Genomic DNA, 15599 nt, shown 5'->3' with positions numbered 1-15599 from the left:
TCCAGGAATTGAAGGCCAGATCCAGACGATTCGGGATGCGCTTAATTTATCCGGTGTCCGTCCGGAGGATATCAGCTATGTGGAAGCTCACGGAACTGGCACACGGCTTGGAGATCCGGTGGAGCTGTCGGCTCTATGTCAGGTGTATGCAGAATATACTGATCAAAAGGCCTTTTGCGCTTTGGGGTCCGTCAAATCTTCAATAGGACATCTGGACGTGGCAGCAGGCATTGTAGGCTTGATTAAAGTGGCCTTGATGCTGCACTACAGGAAATTGGTGCCAACCGTAAATTTTCTATCCCCTAATCCGGAATTAAATCTGGAGAAAAGCCCGTTCTATATCAACACGGAGTGTGAGGAATGGGAGAGCGAGGGAACCCGGTTTGCAGGCATCAGTTCCTTCGGACTCGGAGGGACTAACTGCCATATCATTCTGGAGGAGCATGTGCCGGAGTGTATGAAGGGAGAGGAGCGGCCGCTGTATCTGGTGCCGTTGTCGGCCAAAACAGAAACATCATTGATCAGCTACACGGACAAACTGCTAAACCAACTGGAAAAGACCGGATATCAACTGGCTGATGTTGCGTGTACGCTTGCCACTGGACGAAAGCCCTTTAATTACCGCCGGGCAATTGTTTGCAGAAATTTGGAGGAACTGAAGACTAAGCTCGGCTCCACTACGGAGACAACGAAGTCCCCATCCCGGCCTCTACCGTTGACCTTGCTTGTTTCCGATATGGACGTTGGGATGTTGGACAAGCTGTATCCTCATATATCTGCTTGCGGAGGGTCCTTTGCCAGCAGCCTGCTGGCAAGCTCGGAAATTCTGAGCAGGCATGGACTGACTTGTAGCGACTTGCTGGATTGCGCCGCTGGAAGGATATGCACTGAGCGGCCAGCTTGGCTAACCAAACAGGCTGCCGTGAGAGCGGCTTCTTATATCTGCAACTGCGCGCTTATCTCTGGAATGATTACCGACTTTGGATTGATGCCGAATACTTACGCTTACACAGGCGATGGACACTATGCGATCAAGGTGCTGCTCGGCCAGATCAGAGTGGAGGATGTGGTGGAAATCCTGCTGGAGGTCCCGGCATCATCCGGACGAGGACGCGGCACAGACGCTGATATCCAATCCGCAGTTGAGATTTATGACCGCAGTCGTAGAAGTGGACATATCCTCCATATCGGCTGTATGGAGTTGATTATGGAAGCCGCAGAGCAGGTGCATCAGATCGTCGGAATCCAAGATGATGTGGCAGATTATTCGCTGTTTCAAAGCATCATGGAGACTATGGGAGCGTTATGGTGCGGCGGTATAACCATAGGTTGGGAGAAGTTCTATGAAGGTCTTGCGGCCAGAAGAGTGTCATTAGCCACATATAGCTTTGAACGGACGCGTCACTGGATTGAAGCTAAGCCCCAAACGGAGCCGGGTATCACGGTGCCTAATGAGGCTGGTGGCAGATCCCCGGAGGAAGTGGCCTCCAGACTTATAGAAATTTGGCGGCGGCACCTCCCGGTGGAACAAGTAAATATGGATACTGATTTTTTTCTGGCCGGTGGGGATTCATTCCGGGCCATTCAGATTCAAGCTCAAATTAGTCAGGAATTCGGAGCCAAGCTGTCATTGTCCAGGTTCATAGCAGAGCCTACCCTTGGAGCGCAGGTACAACAATTGCTGTCCAAGCTTAAGGAGGGGGATGTTCAACATGCGAAAACCGGAGAGCCGGATGAGCGTGTGGTGAGGCTCAGGAGTGGCGATGATGCCCAGCCTCCGGTCTTTCTGATCCATCCTGCGGGAGGAACGGTTATGGTGTACAAGGCACTGATTCAGGAATTAGACTGCAACCGTAATATATTCGCTATACAGGTGGGGATGTCCCCAGAGCGGGCAGGGGAAAAGAAGGAATGCATCGAGGAGACAGCGGCCGAATATATTCAAATAATGAAGCGCTTATATCCTCAGGGGCCGTATATACTAGGGGGGCACTCCTATGGAGGCAATGTTGCCTTTGAAATGTCGCTTCAATTACAGCGGACTGGGGATTTGGTGGAGGAGCTGCTGTTGTTCGACAGTCATCCGCCTAAAGCTTATTTTAATAACAAGGTCATGACCGAAGAGAAATTCCTCGAGGCATTCCCTATTATAGCTTCCTTGTACTTTCCAAACGATAACAGTCGGGAGGATAAGAGGGCTCCGTCTGTGCGCGTAATCACGCAGCCTCGGGAGGACATTGCGGGCATTGTCGGCTATTTGAAGAAATATTCAACTCAGTTGAGCTTGCTGCCCGATGAGGAGATCAAGCATTTCTTCCAGGTGTGGGTAAGCAATCACAATGCCTTGAGAACTCATAATCCGCAGGAAGTGTATAATGGGCGGCTGCATTTTTTTCAGGCACAGCAACCTCAGCCCGGAGAAATATTAGAGATATTGAACATCAATTTACAACAAGGTATGGATCTGGCCGAATGGGGAAGACTGTCCCCAGATTTCTGGGTATACCCCATTCCCGGCACGCATTATTCAATGCTGAACGAGCCTAATGTCCGAATCATGGCAAGAAGTTTAGAGAGGATTTTGTAAGAGCATATTGATTGCAAAGGTGGTTTAGCGATGAACAAGCTTGCACTTCTGTTTCCGGGACAAGGTTCTCAGTACACTGGAATGGGAAAAGAATGGATCGGCTCTTGCCGGGAAGCCGCTTTAGTCTATGAAGAAGCCAGTGACTGGTCTGGAGTAGACGTGAAAAAATTATGTACGGAAGAAGCAGCCGCGCTGGGCGGCAGCCGCAACACCCAACTTGCAGTACTGGCTAACAGTGTTGCCATGTTCAAAGTCTACGAGGAGAGGGTGGGCGTTCAACCGGCCGTTTCTGCCGGACACAGTCTGGGAGAGTACTCCGCTTTGACCTGTGCGGGGGCGCTCGACTTCTCTGATGCAATCAGGCTGATTGCCAGACGCGGACAATTTATGGAGGAAGCCTGCGCAGAGGTGGATGGAGGAATGGCTGCGGTCTCAGGTGTTAGTCCCGGTGTGGTTGAAGAGTTATGCGCTTTGGTTTCCGAGCCCGATCAATTCGTTCATCCGTCTAATTACAACACCGATCACCAAACTGTAATCTCGGGGCATAAGAAGAAGCTGGAGGAGGCTTTGGGGGTTCTGGACAGACGGGGAATCCAGTATAAGCGGCTACCGGTAAGCTTACCCGCTCATAGCCGGATATTGCTACCAGCTAGAGACAGACTGGTGGAAGAACTGCAGTCTCTGAATATCCGCATGCCCAAGTGGGAGGTTGTTTCCAACCTTAAGGCGAGTCCTTATGGCTCGGTGGATGAAATCAGACAATCCTTACCTGAACAGATTGTATCCCCCGTATTATGGTCCAATACCATGCGTTTCTTGCAAAGCAGCGGAATTACGGTTGCCGTTGAAATAGGACCTAAGACGGTTCTGCGTAATTTGCTTCGCCAATCGAGACCAGGTATAAGAAGCTTGGCTTTCGATGTAGTGGAGGATCGCACGCTTCTACTCCAATATATGAGCAGTGATTTGTACCGGCAGAACGACGCTCATTTTATTTCACTTTGTATGGGAATCGCTGTGTCTGTGAGGAACAGAAATTACAATCAAGAGGAATATGAAGAAGGCGTGATCATACCTTATAGTGAAATGAGCAAGATGAAACGGACGTATGAAGCACGCGGCTATTCACCGGACGGTGCGGACAGAGATAAGGTCTTGGAATATCTAGTCCAAATTCTTGAGACGAAAAGGTATCCCCACGAACAAATCCGCCAGAGGCTTTGGACCTTAACCGCAGAAAGGAGAGCTTAATGAACCGGTTGATTAGCGATACCAGTATTTTATGGCTGCTCCCGATCATATTTATGATTCATGATTTTGAAGAGATCATTCCTATTCCCGGATGGGTTCAGAGGAACAAGGAACAAATATACAATAAGATTCCTAGTTTCGCCAAAGCCAGAGTGGAAAAAATGTCCTCCCTCACGGGGTCACAATTCTCAGCAGCGGTGGGAGTGCTGTTTGTCCTATTTTCGGCCGCAGCATTCCTAGCTTATGAGTATCATTTTTATCTTCTTTACATGGTGCTGAGCCTTGGATTGTTCCTGCACGCCTTCTTTCACATAGGGGTGTCGCTGTTTTTAAGAAGATGGACGCCGGGCGTGGCAACGAGCGTGCTTCTACTTCTTCCATACGGTGCTCTAAGCATTGATTACTTCAATCGTAATGATCTGTTTGTGTTCCCGGATATTTTGTATTTCAGCCTGATTGTAATCCTCTTATTTATGCCATTTCTTCAATTTCTTCATTTCATTGGAAGAAAGCTGGCGAGATCGGAGCATCAATAGCCCGCTTTTGCTTCTTCAATTCCAAGTTCTCCCTCAGCGGAAGCTTATTCCGCCGGGCCAGACGTACAGCTGCTCCTCCCTAACTAGAGAATTTCCAGTTTGGGAGGAATGGCTGTTTAGGTGCGTACATTGAACGAGGAAGAATGAATTTGACAATTATATTTCTGGCTTTTTATTACTTTTATGCAGGAGATAAACATTGTTTGTAGAATTTTTAATTGGCAGGATGATGCATCCAATTAATTACCATTTTCAATACACACTCTATTACTACGAACTGGCCTGGCAGATCATGAGTAAGAAGGGTGGGGATGAAAAACACCGGTTATTGTCGATGATGAGCGTATCTCTTGAGAAGGCCTGGTATGTACAGGATGTTTGTTGGTTAAACCTCAAGCCTATTTTCATAGCCCGTTAGGGCATAAAACTTTAGGAGGATGAAATTTTGAAAAATGACAGGAATCAGTTCATTCATCAGACTACCAAAGCCGCTTTGATTACTACCGTAGCACTCGCCTTGATGCTTCCGGGCGGTTTAGCCGCAGCGGATGCCAGTTACTCTTCACAGGGCATCGTAGTTTCAGCATCGGCAGGGCTGGGAGCGGCAGCAGCAACAGCAGACCCGGCTAAAGCCAAGGTGACTCAGGAGCAGGCTGTAGCGAAGCTGCGGGAGTTGTTTCCTGCTCTGAAGGATGCCAAGATCTCTAATGCCCAAATCGGCACAGGCAATTCTTATCCGGTAAATCCTAACCAGCTGGTCTGGAGCATTCAATGGGAATATCAAATCGGCAGTACAGGATATGGCTTTTCCAGTGAGGTCGATGCCATTACAGGTGATGTGATCTCTACATATCTCTATTTCCCGTTTATGCAAGCCGACAATTATTATCCGCCTAAAGTGTCACGGGCAGAAGCTTTAGAGAAGGCCCGGAACTTTATTGCCGCCGCAGCGCCTTCGCTGAAGAACAGTGAACTGGAAGTGGAAGAGAATACATGGATGAATGAATCGGCACTCTTTGGCCCAGTTCAGTATTCGTTTAATTTTATGCTGCTGACCAATGGTCTGCCTTCAAACAGTGACTCCATCCGGGTTACCGTAGACGGCAACGGAAATATCATTCAATTCAATAAGTCTTACTTTGGGCGGGAGTATCCGTCCGCGAAACCTGCTGTTTCCAAGGAACAGGCGGAGAAGAAATTTAAAGAGGGTTTTGATATCGCGCTGTACTATACCCCTATCTATAAGAAAGGCGTAGTGGACAGCTGGGTGCTCAGCTGGAGAGCGCAGGAGGAAGCTTTATATACAATCGATGCGCAAACCGGCAAACGGATAGACTATGAAGGTAAAGAAGCTGCTCCAACACCGGTGGTCTACGAGGCAATCCCCGCCGGTAAAGAAGTCTTCCAGCCGGTAAACACCGGTAAAGAGCTTACCGTTGAGGAAGCAGTCAAACGGGTTAAACAGGTAGCTACAATTCCGGCTAACCGTAAGCTAGTCTGGCAGACGCTAAACGCTAATTATCAGAGCGGTAAACAGAAAGTCTGGACGCTGGGCTGGAGTGATACTGCAGAAGCTGCGTATTCAGGAATGCCAGGACGTACGTATGCTGAAGTGAACGCGACTACCGGCGAGGTGATTCAGTTCCAGATTGAGCAATATGCCAATCCGGCAGACATCAAGACACAGCAGCCAGTGGCTGCCGGAACGAAAAAGCTGAGCCAGGCTGAAGCGAAGAAGCAGGCGATTCAGCTGATCAACCGCTTGTATAACGGAGCGGGCAGCAATCTGAAGCTTGCCGAGCATGGGGGAACCTGGAGTGTTCTGCCGGAAGGAAATGGATACCGCTATCAATTTATCCGTTATTTCGATGGCATTCCGGTAAGCAACAGTATTGTTTCTCTTGAACTCGATAGCTACGGCAGGCTCCGGACATATACGAACTATGGATATTCTGACTTTGCCCTGATTACCAAGCAACCGGCTCCAGTAGTCACCAAAGCGGAGGCAATGCAAAAATATCTGAACACCTATATCCTGAAGCTGCAATACAATCTCATAGGCGGATCTTATGGAACGAGTGTGCATGTTGAGCCAAAGGTCAAACTGGTCTATGTGCCACAGCCGGCAGATACCAGTAAGCCTTACGAGGTGCTGAATGCACAGACGGGTAACTGGGCCTCGGTCTATGAGATGTACGGACAGGTGAATACTTCGGCAAGCGCGGTTGACGTGAAGGGTCATGCTGCGGAACAACAATTAAACGAGCTGCTGAAATACGGGGTCATTACACCGGATGCTGACGGAAAAGTATATCCGGACCAGGAAATCACCGTAGGAGAATGGATTAACTATATTGCGAAAGCTTCAACGCCGTATTATACGCAATATTTCAATATGCAGGATCGTAAGACCATAGCCGGCGTAAGTACGGATAGCCCGTACTACGATGCTGTGAACTTTGCGGTTTCCCGCAGCTGGCTGGACAAGGATGCTGTAATTAAGCCGGAGGATAAACTCACCCGTGAGGAGCTTGCGGTTCTGGTATCCTCATTCTTGAAATACAGCAAGCTTACGGGCTTCCTTGGCAATGATAATACGGTAACCAGCTTCAGCGACAGTGCCAGTATCACTAATAAAGGTGCTGTAGCCCTTGTTGTCCGGCTGGGCCTGCTGCAGGGTGAGAACGGCAAGTTCAATCCGCAGCAGTATATAACAAAAGCACAGGCGGCGTCCATTATTATGAAGCTGGTAGAACTGCAAGGCAAAACCGACCAGCCGATTGGCCAGCAGTAATCTCCAGGCAGAAGCTGCCGGAGCAGTTAAGATAGCGCGGCAACAGGGGACTTACCTGGGAAAGGAAGGTTCAAGCCTAAACCCGGGTCCGCAACTCTAAAAAAGATCGTTCTGAGCGCCTGAACAGCAGCGCATGCAGAACGATCTTTTTTTGTTATAGCTGAATTGGTTATCCTTTGTTACTTGTTTGCCGGGGCTTTAATGATCTTGATGCTGTATTCCTGCTCGGTCACATGGTCTTCAGCCTTGACGGTCAGGTTGACCAGTGTGCTGTCGTCTTGCAGGAGGACGGTCCTTGGCTGTGTGTCATCGATTAGGATGTCTCCGCAGTAGAGCAAGGCATTTTTGTGTGCCGGTACGGCTCGCAGCTCTACGGTTTGTGTACCGGACGGAACCGTCAATGTATAACTGCCAAGATCAGTTGCGAACGGCTGATCAAGTGATCCTGTATCAAAGCTCAGACTGTGGAGCGCTGCACGGTGATCGAAGTCTGTCATCGTCCGCAGCAGGTCGAATATTCCGTTCATCTCGCCCGGAATGACAAATTTGACCTCAAGCTCGGTCCTGTCATTGATGATGTCTGCAGGAATCAGATAGCTTTTCGTATAGAAAGACCGCGCCTTATCGGTCATCAGCAAGTCGCTTACCAGCAGCTCGCCCTGTACATAAATGTCGATGGTTCTGCCGTTGCTGCCGGAGAAATAAGTGACCGCCAAGAAGTTATCCCTGTGGGGAAGAACTTTAAGCTGATAGCTGAACCAGCCGTTGTTCTCCGCCTGTCTGATGTTATATCCGTCCCAGGTAGCGACCGAGGTGTTCTCACCTTTGATTTTATGCTCCAGCTCGTACTGGTCGTTGCCCACAGGCAGGCTGTCAATCGTAGCTTCCTGTACGCGCTGACGCTGCTTGCCCTGCAGAATATGCTCCTGCAGCTCGCTTGAATCAGCTTCGACCAGATTCCAGTAGATTCCGTACCGCTCATTATGCTGCTTGTAATGCGGGGTGAATTCCAGCCGGTGGTCTTCATCGGTATTCCGGAGAACAAAGGCCAGCTCCCCGCCCTTCTGGACAAAATGCTCTTCAAACTTATCCAGCCAGCTGCTTACACTTTGTTGTGCAGGGGTGATGAAGTCCTTCACCAGCATGTTGCGGGTCGGGACACTGACTGCTACGCCGGTAGCGGATTCTGCGAGGTCCTCGGTTCCCAGTGCAGCGCTCAGTACAACCGGACCATACTTGAAGGCTACCACATTAGGCGCATCCGGCAAGGTATGGTAAGACGGCTTCATCGGCAGGCGGATACTGAGCGTATCCCCGTCAGTCCACAGTCTGTCCAGAACGGTATAACGTCCCGACAGATGAAGAGCCTGCGGCTGCCCGTTCAGCGTAATCTCCATATCTCCGGCCACCCATTCCGGCAAACGCAGATGCAGGGCAAAGGACTGCTCCTGGTCCTTAAGCGTGCGGATCTTAAATTCAGCGGTGTCGTTGTACGGAAGATTAGCCGTTTGAGTCAGCTCAATGCCGTATTCCTCAGCGTTCAATCTAGAGCTTAGATATTGGTTCACATAAATACTGCTGCCGCCATGGAAATAGATGCTGTCATTCAGTTTAGTAAAGCTCTCCATGCCTGTTCCGGTGCAGCACCAGAAATGGTCGAAGGGGGAGCTGTATACCTTGAAGTAGCCCGTAGCCATCGGCTGAAAATACATCGTCATCCCGGTATGCGGGTTCTGCGAGGAAAGAATCGCGTTAATGAACGTATTTTCATAGAAATCCATATACTTGGCTTCGCCAGTAATCTTGAATAATTCCCGGCTCAGCTTCAGCATATTGTAAGTGTTGCAGGTCTCAGCCGTGAAATTCGAGCGTTCCGCATCCAGAATATCCGGATCGCCGAAATGCTCCCACTCACTGTTGCCGCCTGTAATATAGCTGTGATGGAAGACGACCATGTCCCAGAACTGCTGTACGGTCTCCAGGTAAAAGCGTTCGCTGTCGCCCAGCACCCGGTACCGGTTCAGCGCCCCGAGGAATTTCGGAATGGTGGTATTGGCATGCTTGCCCTTTAGAATATCCCGGCCCTCATGCACCGGAGTGAAGAGGGTTAGCTCGTCGAACAGGTGGGCGGCCTGTAAGTGGCGCTCATCCCCTGAGATTTTGTACAGCTCATAGAGGCAATCATTCATTCCGCCGTATTCTACAGACAATACCCGCTCCTGAATTTCCGCCGACCAGCCTGAGCTGCGCTGATGCACCCAGTTGCCAAGGCCGGTGACAATCTGATAGGCCGTTTTACTGCCGGTGGCATTGTATACAGCGATTAATCCGGCGATGATCTTATGCATCGTGTACCAAGGCACCCAGGCAGGCTGTTTGTTCTCGACATTATCAAATAATTGCTCAGGAAAAGCCGACAGGTAACCGCTCTCAAATTGGCAGAGTGCAAGCTCGCTTACGACATACTCCAGCCGCTCAAGAAGGTTGTCATTACGGGTAGTCTGGTAAGCCTGTGACAGCGCAGTCAGATAATGGCCCAGCGTATGGCCGCGGATTTCAGTGCTTTCCCAGCCGGGGTATTTTTCGCTTTTTGCCGGCAGCCCCCGGTTCTCGCGGAAGCCGGCAACCAGCCGGTCCAGGTCATAGCCTTTGAGATAAAGCACCTCTTTGGAGAAGGCGTTAACACAATAGGGATCGGTAACCTGGACCTGATCCATCCGGAAATCGTTCAGCAAAGAATGGTCTTTTGTAAGGGGAACGGTGTTGTTTATAGTCATTATTCTAGCTCCTGCCTGTTGAATTATAGGGTTGTCAGCCTGCTTAGCAGACTCGCGTTCATGCTCATACTTTAGCTTATATTTTCAAAGGATCCGTGGTAAATAGTGCAACGTTCGAATTTGTGTGAAAAGGTTAGAAGTATTATTAATCCGGGGACAGACTGAAGGGGAATAGGTATACTGAACCAGAGAAATGTGAATGTAAAAAAGTTAGATGAATGTAGCGGGAGGAGGCTTGCATTAGCGGTTTGGGTGAAACCTGATATTTATATCATGGGGAACGGGAAACAGCTCCTTTTTCATTTGGAAAAATAAAACGTAGAATAGATTATAATCCATTTACGAAATAAGCAGAGTGGCAACTAAGCCCTTACAGAAATCTAGTCTAATACTTTATTTTGACACCATACACTTGTTGTTTTTTTGCCTGTAGCACCCTAAACTCTACGATGATTTATCAAATGAATAATAGAGTAAACGACAAGTGAAAAAATCAAGAGGAATACGATTATTTCATTTATAAATAAATAAACGATTCCAATCATAACAAGCCCTATTACATTGAATAAGAAAAGTCTCTTAAACAACGACCATTCAGCGTTTTTTGTAACAACATAACCAATTAAACTAATCAGAAGATGGAGACCAAATAATATAAGGAAGAACAACACGAAAACAACCGCTCCACCAGGGTCGCTTACGTAGGGAGTCCCAGATACTAAAGGATTATCAACTTTCACTATAAAAAAACTATATAAAAGACTTAACACTAGCGAAACAACCCAAAGATTTGACAACAGTTCCTTTTTCATTTTGTCCATAGAAACGCTCCTAAAAGATGTAATTTATTATATAATAAAGCAAAAATTATCAGGTGCCAAATTTAAAATGAGGAAAAGGTGATGCCAGCAGAGCTGACACCACCCAGTTATTAAAACCAATCAATTCCGAATACTCTGACCATATTACCAATGTATCAATGATGAAGATAGCTAATTCACACCCTGGTTTTAAATACGGTAATTTACATCTAAGACTGTGGAAAGGTGCTACGGTCTATGTTCCAATGGCGTTTGTTGGCCAGTCTCTAGGTGCAAAAGTCTCCTGGGATCAACAGGCCAAACAAGCCATTATTTCCATGAACGACAAGCAAATCGTAGTGAGAATGGATCAGCCAGCCGGCCAGATTACAGCCGCACAGATGATCTCTGAGTCACAGCTTAAGGTGCTGTCTGAACAATTAAACAAAGCCGCCACATTGTCTTTCGTAAAAAGCCTATTTGCTCCTCCTGTAACCTCTGTTATCTACACCAGTAAAACCACAGCAACTATTACCCAATCCGTTATTTTTGGGAATGATATGACGGGAGAAGAAAATTATGTTTATGACCGGCTGGCAAACTTTGTGTACGCCAACGGGTTATGGAAAGTAAACCAGGTAAACTTCACTTTTAGAACAATTCCTAATCTGGGTTATTGAGCACAGAAGAGTTCAAAAAAGAAGCCCCATGATAGAAGCCCTAAGATGGGACTTCGTATTATTAGGTCAGCCAGAAACTTCTGGTTGGCCTATTTTTGTAGTTATTTTGGCGATAGCCGGGAGAACGCGGGGTTTTCTTTGGGAAGTTACCCCAGCGTAGAGCGAGAAGAATCAGGCACATTGGGCCATTTTAATGAAACTGGATATTAGGTGCTGGATTTAAGATCTCACAAGGTTTTGAATTAATCCTTTTGCATCAGATGTATCAAAAGGTTCAATCTTAAAAACCGGTGCCATGTAGGGAATCATTTACCCTTTAACTAAGAAATCTCTTTCTCCTTTAAAAGCTTCCCCTTACGAAATTCCTCAATCTGGGCCTTACTGTCCTCCAATACATCCTTCAACTCCGTCCGTGCACCCCTTTTTCCGTTTATTTAATATATTTCATTCATATATAAAACAATAGCTCATATATTCTAAAAAGGGACCTTTTTTTAAGGTTTTTTCTACTTAATACGCTAATGAATAGTCCGTATTTCGATTATGTTTATAAAATTATTAATAAATTTATATTTACAAGAAATAAAAGTCATGATACCTTGAGGACGGAAACAGAGGCAAGCTTAATAGCCGCTATTGAAAAGGAGAACTGATCATGCCTAGGAACCAAGAGTATGTCAATCCACTGGTAGAGCAACGCGCTGATCCTTGGGTGTATAAGCATTCAGACGGTTACTATTATTTCACGGCTTCGGTACCGGAATATGACCGGATTGAGGTAAGGAGATCGCTGACGCTTGAGGGATTGCCTGATGCGGTGCCGGCAGTAGCCTGGCGCAAGTATGAGACCGGGATGCTTAGTGCCAATATCTGGGCGCCCGAAATTCATTACATCTCCGGCAAATGGTATATTTACTTTGCTGCGGCGCATACAACGGAGACGAAGGAAGGGCTGTTCGATCACCGTATGTATGTGCTGGAGAATGATGCAGTGAACCCGCTGGAAGGTGAATGGACAGAGAAGGGTCAAGTGAAAACTGCGTGGGAATCGTTCGCGCTGGATGCGACAACCTTTCAGCACAAGGGGGTTCTGTATTATGTCTGGGCGCAGAAGGATCCGGAGATTACGGGAAATTCCAATCTCTATATTTCCGAAATGAGTAATCCGTGGACTTTGCAGGGGACGCAGACGATGATTTCCACTCCGCAGTATCCCTGGGAGGTTATCGGCTTCAGTGTCAATGAAGGAGCTGCGGTCATTAAGCGTAACGGGCGAATTTTTATCAGCTACTCGGCCAGCGCAACTGATTACAATTATTGTATGGGGCTGTTGGCAGCCAATGAAGACAGCGATCTTCTCGATGCAGCATCCTGGTCAAAATCACCGGAGCCGGTATTCTGCACATCCGAGGAGAACGGGCAATACGGGCCGGGGCATAACAGCTTTACCGTCAATGAGCACGGGGAAGATGTGCTTATCTACCATGCCCGGAACTATAAGGAGATTACCGGCGATCCGCTGTATGACCCGAACCGCCATACGCGGGCCCAGGTCTTCCACTGGAACCCGGACGGGACTCCGGATTTCGGAGTGCCGGTCAAGGACAGTCAATTGAAGCGGTAAGCAAATAACCCGGAAGATTGCACCTGTAATGGTGTGTATCTTCCGGGTTATTGTTTTAACAGTATACTTTTTTATTTGCCAAGCTGTTGATCAACCTCTTTAACCGGATTCTCGCCTTCATGCTCTTCAACTTTGTGGCTGCTCATGAACCAGCCTGTAGCTGCGATGATAACAAGCACGACATAGAAGGTTGCTTTCCACCAGGTGCTGTGGGCGAAATCCTCGGACAAAACACCCAGGGAAGGGTGAGCCAGCGTAATAACAGCCAGCTTCACGCCGACCCAGCCGACGATGAAGAATGCGGCCACTTCAAGACCGGGACGGGAATGCAGCAGTTTGACGAAGAAGGAAGCCGCGAACCGCATAATAACCAGACCGATGAAGCCGCCGGCAAAAATAACAAGGAACTGTCCGCCGTCTAGTCCGCCGATGTGGCGGATGCCGCTTTCCGGAAGCGCAACTGCAAGGGCTACTGCGGCCAGGATCGAATCGACTGCAAACGCAATGTCTGCTACTTCAACCTTCAGCACAGTGAACCAGAAACTGGACTTCTTTTTATCGACAGCTTGAGAAGTACCGCTCTCATTGGCTTCATCCGTAACCGGCTTCTTAAACAGCACCTTCCGGAATATGTGATTTCCCGCTATAAACAGCAGGTAAATCGCGCCGATAGCTTGTACTTGCCAGATGTCCACCAGATAAGAGATGACAAAAAGTGACCCGAATCTGAAAACAAACGCCCCGGCTAATCCATAAAACAGCGCTTTTTTGCGCTCCTCATCAGGAAGATGTTTTACCATAATTGCCAGTACGAGAGCGTTGTCTGCGGCGAGCAGCCCTTCCAGTGCTACGAGAACGAGCAATACCCAACCGTATTCTAATAATAATCCCCAATCCATTGCTGTTTCCTCCTCATGTGGATGTAAATATCTTTTGAAAATATCTACAGTACCTTATTCTGACCAAATTATATATAAAAAAGACCTTTACCAAACAGATCAGCCTTTGGAATAAAGGTCTAACCTGATTGGTAAAGGTCTCGCTAACAATGATTCATTGCCGATAGAGCCGGAGAATATCCTCATATTCTCGTACTGACGACTTTATCTGATATATAAGCAAGTACAGGTCGTTCACCTATACAATATCTTATATTTCTCACAGAAACGCACACATCTTCATAAGAAGACGGCAACTCGTATCTGCTCGAACAGCTACTCCCCTTTACGGGATATATTAAATTTTATAAGTTGCGTTAATGACTTAGAAGTATCATATATGAGCCATGAGCGAATGTCAATGGCTGTGAGAATAAATATCAATAGGAAATTGGGGTAAATGGAAACGGAAACATGATACGTATAGGTTAGAAAAGATGACATGCGATATGGCGATACTGCAAACATGAGGGAAATAAGAGCTTTTTAAGCTTGGATGTAATTGACGGTACCGGGTATTGAAAATATGATGAGAGTAATTCAAGCGGCCAAGCGAGGTTGTTGTTAGGAAACATAACACAATCGAGATTGTCCTTAACTTAACTGTCGTGTAGTCAATTCCAGAAAGCGAAGGCTAGTAAAACAAATTGATGCTTCCGAAGCGAGTTTTACTCGAAGCAGACCAAGGATGTAATGCTCGCAAAACTAAGCGGATGCTTCCGAAGCGAGTTTTACTCGAAGCTGGATCAGGGAAGTAACGCTCGTAAAACTTTTAGGAGGTGGGAAATGATGCAGCCGTCGTCGTGTATATCAAATGAAGCAGAGGAGGAGATCAGCCGCCACCCTTGCTACAGCGAGGAAGCCCATCGGTTTTATGCCAGGATGCACATCCCGGTTGCTCCCGCCTGTAACATCCAGTGCAATTACTGCAACCGCAAGTTCGACTGCGTCAATGAGAGCAGGCCGGGCGTGGTCAGTGAGGTGCTGTCGCCGGAGCAAGCCGAACGCAAGGTCAAGGGCGTTGCAGCGCAGCTTATGCAGCTGTCGGTGGTCGGTGTAGCCGGTCCCGGAGATCCGCTGGCAAATCCGGAGCAGACCTTCGACACCTTTGCCAGGGTGAAGAAGCATGTACCTGATGTCAGCCTCTGCCTCAGCACGAATGGACTTACGCTTTACCGGCATGTGAATGAGATTCTTGAGCTTGGCATCCGTCATGTAACCATTACGATCAACGCCATTGATCCTGATATCGGCCGTGAAATTTATCCCTGGGTGTTTGATGAAGGGGTGCGGTACGAAGGAAGGGAAGCGGCGGAGCTGCTGATCAGCCGTCAGCTAATTGGGCTTGAGATGCTGGCGAAGCTGGGGATTCTCGTCAAGGTCAACTCCATCATGATTCCGGGGGTCAACGATCATCATCTCCCTGCAGTGTCCAAAAGAGTAAAAGAGCTCGGGGCCACACTGCACAACGTAACACCGCTGATTATCGCACCGGGCAGCCAGTATGAAATGGACGGCCGCAAAGCGCCCCGTCCGAAGGAATTGACTACAATCTGCAGGAACTGCTGGGGCGTGACGGGATGAAGGTCATGCGCCACTGCCGGCAATGCCG

11 protein-coding genes are annotated in these 15599 nt (G+C 48.0%); 8 read left to right on the top strand and 3 right to left on the bottom strand.

All coding sequences use genetic code 11. From position 1 onward, the window contains the following. The 5 genes from AQR02_RS23315 to AQR02_RS23295 all read left to right on the top strand — a co-directional run. Positions 1-2587: thioesterase domain-containing protein (locus AQR02_RS23315; protein ID WP_245237694.1), on the top strand; the 2587-nt coding region annotated here is incomplete at its 5' end. A gap of 30 nt (positions 2588-2617) precedes the next feature. Next, the gene (locus tag AQR02_RS23310; protein WP_054942805.1) at positions 2618-3838 is read left to right on the top strand and encodes an ACP S-malonyltransferase; all 1221 of its coding nucleotides are present in this window, start codon (positions 2618-2620) and stop codon (positions 3836-3838) included. Then, complete coding sequence (locus tag AQR02_RS23305) at positions 3838-4374, top strand: HXXEE domain-containing protein (protein ID WP_054942804.1); 537 nt, start codon at positions 3838-3840, stop codon at positions 4372-4374. Before AQR02_RS23310 ends, AQR02_RS23305 begins: the two co-directional genes overlap by 1 nt. 199 nt (positions 4375-4573) lie before the next feature. Then, on the top strand, positions 4574-4792 hold the full coding sequence (locus AQR02_RS23300; protein ID WP_054942803.1) for a hypothetical protein: 219 nt from the start codon (positions 4574-4576) through the stop codon (positions 4790-4792). Positions 4793-4819: 27 nt separating this feature from the next. After that, positions 4820-7168, top strand: coding sequence for a YcdB/YcdC domain-containing protein (locus tag AQR02_RS23295; protein ID WP_054942802.1), 2349 nt, complete (start codon positions 4820-4822; stop codon positions 7166-7168). 179 nt (positions 7169-7347) lie between these two features. Here AQR02_RS23295 and AQR02_RS23290 read toward each other — a convergent pair whose 3' ends face one another. Both AQR02_RS23290 and AQR02_RS23285 read right to left on the bottom strand, forming a co-directional pair. After that, positions 7348-9945, bottom strand: coding sequence for a beta-L-arabinofuranosidase domain-containing protein (locus AQR02_RS23290; RefSeq protein WP_054942801.1), 2598 nt, complete (start codon positions 9943-9945; stop codon positions 7348-7350). Positions 9946-10382: 437 nt separating this feature from the next. Then, on the bottom strand, positions 10383-10766 hold the full coding sequence (locus tag AQR02_RS23285) for a hypothetical protein (protein ID WP_054942800.1): 384 nt from the start codon (positions 10764-10766) through the stop codon (positions 10383-10385). A 161-nt stretch (positions 10767-10927) separates the two neighbouring features. Here AQR02_RS23285 and AQR02_RS23280 point away from each other — a divergent pair, with 161 nt between their 5' ends. Together AQR02_RS23280 and AQR02_RS23275 are read left to right on the top strand one after the other, a co-directional pair. Next, a complete protein-coding gene (locus tag AQR02_RS23280; protein WP_209444273.1) occupies positions 10928-11425 on the top strand; it encodes a stalk domain-containing protein in 498 nt (165 codons plus the stop codon). 655 nt (positions 11426-12080) lie between these two features. Further along, positions 12081-13049, top strand: coding sequence for a glycoside hydrolase family 43 protein (locus AQR02_RS23275; RefSeq protein ID WP_054942798.1), 969 nt, complete (start codon positions 12081-12083; stop codon positions 13047-13049). Between the two features lie 71 nt (positions 13050-13120). Here the strand turns inward: AQR02_RS23275 and AQR02_RS23270 are convergent, their stop codons facing one another. Then, a complete protein-coding gene (locus AQR02_RS23270) occupies positions 13121-13948 on the bottom strand; it encodes a TerC family protein (RefSeq protein ID WP_054942797.1) in 828 nt (275 codons plus the stop codon). Positions 13949-14773: 825 nt separating this feature from the next. Here AQR02_RS23270 and nifB point away from each other — a divergent pair. Then, positions 14774-15571 (top strand): nitrogenase cofactor biosynthesis protein NifB, encoded by a 798-nt coding sequence (gene nifB, locus AQR02_RS23265; protein WP_054942796.1) that lies wholly within the window; start codon positions 14774-14776, stop codon positions 15569-15571. Positions 15572-15599: the final 28 nt, after the last annotated feature.

The sequence above is a fragment of the Paenibacillus ihuae genome (assembly GCF_001368795.1).
GTDB lineage: Bacteria > Bacillota > Bacilli > Paenibacillales > Paenibacillaceae > Paenibacillus_AQ > Paenibacillus_AQ ihuae.
The sequence above is the reverse complement of the archived record's forward strand: the minus strand, read 5'-3'. Positions and strand labels throughout refer to the sequence as shown.

What these genes read in the sequence shown, in the direction of transcription:
- AQR02_RS23310 (WP_054942805.1), top strand. Translation starts at nt 2,618, where the DNA reads ATGAACAAGCTTGCACTTCTGTTTCCGGGACAAGGTTCTCAGTACACT.
- AQR02_RS23305 (WP_054942804.1), top strand. Translation starts at nt 3,838, where the DNA reads ATGAACCGGTTGATTAGCGATACCAGTATTTTATGGCTGCTCCCGATC.
- AQR02_RS23290 (WP_054942801.1), bottom strand. Translation starts at nt 9,945, where the DNA reads ATGACTATAAACAACACCGTTCCCCTTACAAAAGACCATTCTTTGCTG.
- AQR02_RS23285 (WP_054942800.1), bottom strand. Translation starts at nt 10,766, where the DNA reads ATGGACAAAATGAAAAAGGAACTGTTGTCAAATCTTTGGGTTGTTTCG.
- AQR02_RS23280 (WP_209444273.1), top strand. Translation starts at nt 10,928, where the DNA reads ATGAAGATAGCTAATTCACACCCTGGTTTTAAATACGGTAATTTACAT.
- AQR02_RS23275 (WP_054942798.1), top strand. Translation starts at nt 12,081, where the DNA reads ATGCCTAGGAACCAAGAGTATGTCAATCCACTGGTAGAGCAACGCGCT.
- AQR02_RS23270 (WP_054942797.1), bottom strand. Translation starts at nt 13,948, where the DNA reads ATGGATTGGGGATTATTATTAGAATACGGTTGGGTATTGCTCGTTCTC.
- nifB (WP_054942796.1), top strand. Translation starts at nt 14,774, where the DNA reads ATGATGCAGCCGTCGTCGTGTATATCAAATGAAGCAGAGGAGGAGATC.